This is a genomic window from Sporosarcina sp. SAFN-010 (genome assembly GCF_059415065.1).
The window spans coordinates 99,581-107,117 of the sequence record NZ_JBPFDS010000012.1 but is presented as its reverse complement, the minus strand read 5'-3'; the positions used below and the strand labels follow the sequence as shown (position 1 = coordinate 107,117).

The 7,537-nt window shown below is 43.9% G+C and carries 8 protein-coding genes; 6 read left to right on the top strand and 2 right to left on the bottom strand.

Annotated elements, in window-relative coordinates; translation table 11 throughout:
- Positions 1 to 217: 217 nt before the first annotated feature.
- The 3 genes from ACR65F_RS13870 (at position 218) to ACR65F_RS13860 (ending at position 2,538) form a co-directional block, all read left to right on the top strand.
- Positions 218 to 1,411 (top strand): class I SAM-dependent rRNA methyltransferase, encoded by a 1,194-nt coding sequence (locus ACR65F_RS13870; RefSeq protein ID WP_440504752.1) that lies wholly within the window; start codon positions 218 to 220, stop codon positions 1,409 to 1,411.
- A gap of 117 nt (positions 1,412 to 1,528) precedes the next feature.
- Complete coding sequence (locus ACR65F_RS13865) at positions 1,529 to 1,912, top strand: hypothetical protein (RefSeq protein WP_039042294.1); 384 nt, start codon at positions 1,529 to 1,531, stop codon at positions 1,910 to 1,912.
- Between the two features lie 71 nt (positions 1,913 to 1,983).
- On the top strand, positions 1,984 to 2,538 hold the full coding sequence (locus ACR65F_RS13860; RefSeq protein ID WP_440504751.1) for a superoxide dismutase family protein: 555 nt from the start codon (positions 1,984 to 1,986) through the stop codon (positions 2,536 to 2,538).
- A gap of 44 nt (positions 2,539 to 2,582) precedes the next feature.
- On the opposite strand, the gene ACR65F_RS13855 is transcribed toward ACR65F_RS13860, so the two are convergent.
- Positions 2,583 to 3,710 (bottom strand): CAP domain-containing protein, encoded by a 1,128-nt coding sequence (locus ACR65F_RS13855; protein WP_440504750.1) that lies wholly within the window; start codon positions 3,708 to 3,710, stop codon positions 2,583 to 2,585.
- Positions 3,711 to 3,992: 282 nt separating this feature from the next.
- Between ACR65F_RS13855 and ACR65F_RS13850 the strand changes: the two genes are divergently transcribed.
- The 3 genes from ACR65F_RS13850 to ACR65F_RS13840 are packed head-to-tail and all read left to right on the top strand — an operon-like array spanning position 3,993 to position 5,323.
- Entirely contained in the window at positions 3,993 to 4,640 is a 648-nt protein-coding gene (locus ACR65F_RS13850) for a pentapeptide repeat-containing protein (RefSeq protein ID WP_440504749.1), read from the top strand.
- Between the two features lie 39 nt (positions 4,641 to 4,679).
- Positions 4,680 to 5,156 (top strand): hypothetical protein, encoded by a 477-nt coding sequence (locus ACR65F_RS13845; RefSeq protein ID WP_039042291.1) that lies wholly within the window; start codon positions 4,680 to 4,682, stop codon positions 5,154 to 5,156.
- Positions 5,153 to 5,323 carry a hypothetical protein gene (locus ACR65F_RS13840; protein WP_156137902.1) on the top strand — a complete coding sequence of 57 codons (171 nt, stop codon included), beginning with the start codon at positions 5,153 to 5,155 and terminating at the stop codon, positions 5,321 to 5,323. Before ACR65F_RS13845 ends, ACR65F_RS13840 begins: the two co-directional genes overlap by 4 nt.
- 47 nt (positions 5,324 to 5,370) lie before the next feature.
- Here the strand turns inward: ACR65F_RS13840 and ACR65F_RS13835 are convergent, their stop codons facing one another.
- Positions 5,371 to 7,479: an MMPL family transporter gene (locus tag ACR65F_RS13835; protein WP_440504748.1), complete on the bottom strand. Its 2,109-nt coding sequence runs from the start codon at positions 7,477 to 7,479 to the stop codon at positions 5,371 to 5,373.
- Positions 7,480 to 7,537 lie beyond the last annotated feature (58 nt).

Sequence of the window (7,537 nt, the reverse complement as noted above, 5' to 3'; positions counted from 1 at the left end):
GATGAGTGTTGATACTTTCCTTCATAAGCTTCATTATTAATCTTATAAAAGACTTGACTCGAGGTAAGAAAGCGTCCACCTGCAGCGGAAAACAACGGTGCTAAAATGTATATTCTTGTGAATGTATATTAGGAAGGAATCGCAATTCGAAGCCAAACGTGCGATAATAAAGAAAATGCGCGAACGGACATAACTATCCGTAGAAAAGGATGAAAACATGAAAACAATTGATGTACTCGTAAACGATAAAAGCGGTATTGCTTTAAAGAAAGGCTACCCGCTTATTTTAAAAGACGCTGTCATGAATCCGGAAGTCTTAAAAGAAGAAGGCGACCTGCTTCGTCTGATCGACCGAAACCGCCGATTCATTGCCAAAGGCTACTACGGTAACCAAAACAAAGGAATCGGCTGGGTATTAACGAGAAAAGAAGAAGAAGCCATCGACTTCAAATTTTTCGAATCCCGCATAAGCGCAGCAATTGAACGCCGCAGTAACTTTAAAATGAACACCCAAACCACTGCATACCGTCTATTCAACGGAGAAGGCGACGGAATTGGCGGATTAACCATCGATTACTTCGACGGCTACTACATGGTAAGCTGGTATAGCGAAGGGATTTACTCGATGAAACATCACGTCTATGGCGTTTTAGACAAAATCGTCAATGCAAAAGCAATCTATGAGAAAAAACGCTTTGACACAAAGGGTCAGTATATCGACCAAGACGATTACGTATCAGGAACTCCTGGAGATTTTCCAATCATCGTCAAAGAAAACGGCATGAACTTTGCGGTCGATTTGAATGATGGTGCTATGACAGGCATATTCCTCGATCAGCGTGATGTGCGTGCGGCGCTTCGAGACAAATACTCTGAAGGCAGTCATGTACTGAATACGTTTTCTTATACAGGTGCGTTCTCAGTCGCTGCGTTAAGCGGTGGTGCTGTGAAGACAACAAGCGTTGACTTAGCGAAGCGTAGTTTAGCAAAAACAATTGAACAGTTCAGTGTGAACGGTATCGACTATGAAGCACAAGATATCAAAGTGATGGATGTCTTTGATTACTTCCGATATGCGAAGCGTCATGAGTTGAAGTTCGATGTAGTGGTACTAGATCCACCTAGCTTTGCACGTTCTAAAAAGTACACGTTCAGTTCAGCAAAAGACTATACGGCTTTGCTGCAGGACGCGATCGCGATTACTGAGAAAAAAGGATTCATCGTCGCATCTACAAACAACGCAAGCTTCAGCATGAAAAAATTCAAAACGTTCATTGACGAAGCGTTCAAAGCAACAGGTACCAAGTATAAAATTTTAGAAGATTCCTCTCTACCTAAAGACTTCCGAACGAACCGAGATTATCCGGAATTCAACTATTTGAAAGTATGTATCATCCAGAAATTGAAATAAGAGAAGCGCCTAAGTGCATTTGAGCACTTAGGCGCTTTTTGTCACAAATACGTTAAAGACATGACCGAATTTATGAAGTATTCTTGAAGTAATAGAACAATTCGGGAGGTTAGTTGGATGAAGCGGATTGCCGGAATACTCATCTTAGGCGTGTGGTTGTTGGCAGGCTGTTCTTATACATTTGCACATGAAGACGGTTACCGGATGGCGGTCATTAACGAAGGATTCCCTGTACCTAACAATGCATACGAACTAAAACCGGAAGACTGTACGACAGAAATTGCAAAGTCTGCGAAGTACAAAATGAATGACATCGGTGACGAGGAAGGGACGCCTCCTGCTGAATATTTGGATGAAATCGAAAAGTGGGGTTGGACGGAGATGCTCGAAGCGCGAGTCGGAAACGTCCATTACTTTAAAAAGAACGGAAAGGTCATGTCGCTAATCATCCAACGTGATGTTTTTGACGTATTTGAAATGAGCGATGAAGTGAAACTTTGAAATAACGTTCATAAAGACACATAATTTACCGGTTTTCAGCCATCCTTATCGTAAGGAGGTTCGAAAATTATATGAAACGTTTAATTGAAGGGGTACTTATTGCGACAATGATGATTGTCTTAAGCGGTTGTGGGGGGATGAATGCAAAAGTCCCTGTGAATGCCGAGGCAACAAAAACAATTGAAACGAGTTTAATAAATACTGAGGGCGAACAAATCGGAGAAGCACATTTCACAGAAGTCAATGGAATTCTCACGATTAGCTTGGGCGCTGAAGGACTGAAGCCGGGCATCCATGGTATTCATCTTCATGAAAAGGCAGTTTGTACACCCCCTGATTTCAAATCTGCAGGCGGTCATTTTAATCCGACGGATAAACAACATGGTTTTGACAATCCGAAAGGGTACCATCTTGGAGACTTGCCTAATTTGGAAGTAGGAGAAGATGGGAAAGTGGCGGTTAAAGTGACGATGCATAATCTCACACTCCAGCCTGGAAAACCCAATTCACTGATAGATGGGGATGGAAGTGCACTCGTCATTCACGCAGATGCGGATGATTATAAAACGGATCCTTCAGGAAATTCAGGGGAACGGATTGCATGTGCGGAACTCAAGAAAAAGTAAGAAAACAGCCAGACTGAGCATTATGCGCACGGTCTGGCTGTTTTTCATCTGAGCAAAAATTCTTCTGAATAATACGGTTGCATCTCTTGGTTGAAACTGACGCCAATACCAAGGCTACTATAATCTTTTAAAAGAATGTTTTCGCGGTGGCCCTTCGAATTCATCAGTCCTTCGTGCGCGAAGATGCTACTGGACTGTCCGTAAGCAAGGTTTTCCCCGGCCCGTTTAAATCCGATGCCATCTTCTTTGATGCGATCGAAAGGGGATAGACCTTGTAGATTATCATGACTGAAATAGTCATTGTCTGCCATATCTGTACTATGTTTGCGTGCGGTACCTGAAACTGCACTGTCCCAAGAAAGGATAGAGCGACCGTGACGGACCCGAGCTGCATTTGTAAGATCGAACAATTGTCGTTCAAACCCATTACGGAGTGCTTCACTACGCTCAGCATAAAGTGATTTTTTGTTATTCTCTAGTGCAACAGACACGAGTTCAACGGCGGTCACAGTTTTTTCTTGATGAATGTCATAAAATACATACGCATAGACATCTCCAAGTTTGAAGAGATCCATGCCTTCATCATCTTGAAGGACAAACACGTTCAGCCCTTTACGCATCTTAGTCAGTGGTTGGCCGAGTGCTTTTCTGACATCTGCTTTTGAGGCGCCATATGAGACACCGACAGTAGATGAGATGAGGTCGTCATTTGTGTAAATGGCACCGACGCGATTAGATTCATCGAGAGAGACCATGACGAAGTTTTGATAATCTGTGTGATACGTTTGCCATTCGGTTCCGTATTCATTGAGGGATTGGCTCTCAGGTTCTCCAAGTGTAGCTGTAACTTGTTCAGCAGGTGCACCGATTTCAAGATTGTTGATGGAGATAGGGGTGTCCGTCGGCTTTGCAAGCGCAGGTTTGTCGACGGACTGTTTCACATCTCGCAATCCTTCAGTTTTGTCCGAGATGATACCTGCAAGATCTTGTGTAGCGGTCCGTAACGTATCGATTGTCGAGTCAATCGTATCTTTGTTGACAACGTCTTCAAGTTTTTCATCTATAGAATCTAAGAAGGATAGGTCCACATACTTAGAGACGGGTTCTTCCCAATAAGGCTTTGAGAGAAAGAGGGCAACGAGAAGTAGCACGAAAAGGAATAGTCGTTTCAAATAATTCGCCTCCTATTCTTAGTATACCTTGCCGAAGTCGATTGAATACAGCGTGACCTCTTTATTTTGAAGAGGTGATAGTTTCCAGAAGAGTGGATTGCAGGTATACTTTGAGAAAGAGTGGAGAATGGACAGAATGTTGTAGGATGAGTACATAACGAGGAGCTGGTGGAATGTTTGGTGGTCTTAGTACAATCCCCAATTGGTTTTATATTTTAGCGTTTTCCGTCGTCATCGTCATTGTTATAGTCACAGAATGGAAAACTAGATAGGAGTGATAGTATGAGAAAAATGGTGATTCAGAAACCTAAGTTATCAGCGCGAAGGGAACAGCTACATGCTGAACAAATCCCGTCAGACCCAGGTACGCTTCGTGGCGTTGAAGTGGAGAACGGAGATTTACGATTTACGAGTGGTATGCAACTCGCAACTGATGATGCAATGTTCACCGATTGCACTTTTGCAGATATGGATTTATCCGGCGCCTCATTCGTAGATACGGTATTTGAGCGGTGTGATTTCTCCAATGTGACAGCTGGACATGCAGACTTATTGCGCTGTGAATTCCGCAACTGCAAATTGACAGGAGCGAACTTTGATCATTCGGGGGTCAAGCATGTACGGTTCGAGGAGTGTGATGCACGCTACAGCAGTTTCAGTTTTAGTAAGCTGCAGGCGGTTCAGCTCGAAGACTCCCAGTTTTCGGAGTCGGACTTTTTTGAGTGCGTATTAAAAGATATGAAGCTTTCCCGAAGCCAATTGGAGAATGCGAATTTTAGAGAGACAGATCTTGCAGGAGTGAATTTGGCTGGTTGTACATTCGAGCGGTTGGAAGTGACACCTTCCAAAATTGCAGCGTGTACAGTTTCCAAGGAACAAGCAATCGGATTCGCACGGATGTTCGGGTTATTGATACACGAAGAATCATGATATACTGAAACGAACAATATGAGGAGTGTGTAAACACCAATGCTTACATTTGAAGAGAAACAAACAATTATTGAATCATATCCGGAACTGTCCCGAAAAGACGTTTCAATGAAGCGAGTCAATTATCATTACGCAGCTAGTAAATTCGATAAGACAGTTGTCGTTCAGCATTTACATCCGAATGGCAACGCGTTCATTTACGTTGCGGATGTGCCTGGTTATGAGCCGGATAGCCGCGGTCTCGTGAATGTACGCGAAGCTTCTGAAGCGGAATTACGTAAGACGATTGAAGATGCAATTGCAGGATTGGCTGAGGAGAAGACGGAATCAGAGCCGGTTGAAGAAGTCTGGTTAGACGGACATAACTCTAAGCTTGAGTTAAAAGAAGAGCTTGGTGCTTGGAATATCTATCACGGTTTGAATTTGGAAGACAGCTTTGGGGATTACCAAGAAGCTGTAGATTATTTAAGAGAAGAAGGATTTAAGAAAGTGGAGGACGGAGGAATCGTCCGATGAAAGGGAAAGCAATCGTGATTGCAGTAATTGTCCTGACAATTGTGGCGGTAGCTTCTATCTACTTTCTAGTCATGGCGACGTTTAAACACGACCAGCAAGGTGTCGATTCATCCATGGACGCATCAGTTTCGATTGAATGGATAGAACAGGCCGCCGTAAGTCTATAAAAAGAGACACATCCTCCGTGAAGGAGGATGTGTCTCTTTGTTATAGATCAGCTTTTCTTACGGAACGGCAGCCACCAGTTCCAGTCACCGAACAGTTTCATAAGACTTGGAACAAGTAACAAGCGAATGATGGTTGCATCAATTGCTACCGCAATCGCAATCCCAACACCGATTTGCTTCACAGGCATGACGTCTGTAAACGCAAATGCACCTGTCAGTACAATCATGATGAGCGCAGCGGACGTAATGACTTTACTTGTCGATGCAAGTCCTTCAACCATCGATTTGTCATTGTCACCCGTTTCCAAATAGGATTCCTGCATACGAGAAATCAGGAAAACTTCGTAATCCATACTTAGTCCGAAAACGAGGCTGAAAACAATGACTGGGATAATCAGTGCAATCGTTCCAGGATGGAGTCCGAAATGACCATATTGGAAAATGTAGACGAGCAGTCCGAATGACGCCGACAGTCCGATGATGTTCATCAGAATCGCTTTAAACGGAATGAGGAGCGATCGGAATGCAATCATTAAGATGATGAACGTTGACACAATAATGATGAGTAGCGCATAGACGATGTTGTCAGCAATTTCGTCGAAAATTTCTTGGTTGAACTTCGCTTCTCCTCCGATTTGCAAGTTCCAAGGAGTCTCTTTCTCAGACCATTTTCGTGCCCATTCTTGGGCTTCACTTGACGCACCATCCGCTTCCAGCGTTACAGGAATCATAAGGAGGTCTTTTGTGATGAATGCATCCAGCAATGGTTGCAACTGAGCAGATTGTTCTGGTAGTTGTAACGCTTGGGCGAAGTCTTCAGGTTGGTCAATACCACTTTCGGAAAAAACGGTTGTCACTTTACCAGTGAGTGCATCTTTTTCAAGAGCTTGTTGAACATCTTTGAGTGCATTCAACCCTTCTTCATCTTCCCATCCGCCTGAGCGTTCGGCGATAACAAATGATGTGGATTCGTTCCGCATCCCAAATGCATCTTCCATATTCTCGTATGCAGAACGAGTGTCATACGAAAGTGGCAAGGAGTCTATCTGCGGAATCGTAAGTGTCATATTGCGAACTGGTATTAGCGCAATTCCGAGTATGACAAGCGCAACAATCGTGATGATGACTGGACGTTTAATGACACTTTCAGCAAAGGAACGCCAACGATCTGTTCCGGTTTTGACGTTAAGAATCTTTCCTTTGTCAATTCGTTCTTTCAGGACAAGGAGCACAGACGGCAAGAGTGTAAGGGAAGCGAGAACGGCCATCGATACGACAATCATGCCGCCGAGCGCGATGTTTTGGAAGATATCCACGCGGATAAGGAGCATTGCACCGAGTCCGATGAAGACACAAAACGCTGAGAAAATAATCGAGCGTCCTGCTGTTTCAATTGTGGTGCGTACGGCTTCAGGAATCGATTGTAGCTTTCGCTCTTCCCGATATCGACTGATGAACAGGAGTGCAAAGTCGATACTGAGCGCGAGTCCGAGCATCGGAATGATATTCAGGACGAAGATGGACAGATCCATTGTTTCGCCGAACAATGCGAGGATTCCAAATGACGTAACAATCGTTGCCACCCCGATTAGTAGTGGAACTAGAGAAGCGACAACAGTACCAAATGCGAACAGCAAAACAATGAGTGCAATTGGCAGACCGATTGCTTCAGCGACCATTAAATCTTTTTGACTTGCCGCGTTAATATCTTTGGTAATCGGTGATTGTCCGGTAAGTGTGATGCCGTTATCCGTTCCCACCGAATCGCGAATTTCAGTAACGAGACTGGACTTATCGCTCTCACTATCATCGAAATGAAGCATCGCATAGGAGATGTCGTCTTTATACTGATCTGATTCATCTAGTGGGGAAATGATCTCTTTTGTGATGTCGAGTTTTTCGATGGAGGTTAAGGCATCTGAAATCTCATCATCTGTTTTCCCTTCGAAGACGAGAAACATGGTTTCGTCGGGCTGGTCAAAGTCTTGTGTTAACGTATTGGAAACGTCTTCTTGCTCGCCGTCCATACGGAATCCATCGCCTTCGAGAAGACCTGGGAGTCGGATTGCAAAAATGGCAAAACCGATGAGTAGCAGGATCCAGAAACCAATTAGCCATTTATACCGAGCGGCAACGAAGCCGGAGAATGCTTTCATGTTGAGTCCCTCTTTCTTATGTAAGTTTCTTTATGTTCATCATATCTGGTAGAGTTGG

What these genes read in the sequence shown, in the direction of transcription:
- ACR65F_RS13870 (WP_440504752.1), top strand. Translation starts at nt 218, where the DNA reads ATGAAAACAATTGATGTACTCGTAAACGATAAAAGCGGTATTGCTTTA.
- ACR65F_RS13865 (WP_039042294.1), top strand. Translation starts at nt 1,529, where the DNA reads ATGAAGCGGATTGCCGGAATACTCATCTTAGGCGTGTGGTTGTTGGCA.
- ACR65F_RS13860 (WP_440504751.1), top strand. Translation starts at nt 1,984, where the DNA reads ATGAAACGTTTAATTGAAGGGGTACTTATTGCGACAATGATGATTGTC.
- ACR65F_RS13850 (WP_440504749.1), top strand. Translation starts at nt 3,993, where the DNA reads ATGAGAAAAATGGTGATTCAGAAACCTAAGTTATCAGCGCGAAGGGAA.
- ACR65F_RS13845 (WP_039042291.1), top strand. Translation starts at nt 4,680, where the DNA reads ATGCTTACATTTGAAGAGAAACAAACAATTATTGAATCATATCCGGAA.
- ACR65F_RS13840 (WP_156137902.1), top strand. Translation starts at nt 5,153, where the DNA reads ATGAAAGGGAAAGCAATCGTGATTGCAGTAATTGTCCTGACAATTGTG.
- ACR65F_RS13835 (WP_440504748.1), bottom strand. Translation starts at nt 7,479, where the DNA reads ATGAAAGCATTCTCCGGCTTCGTTGCCGCTCGGTATAAATGGCTAATT.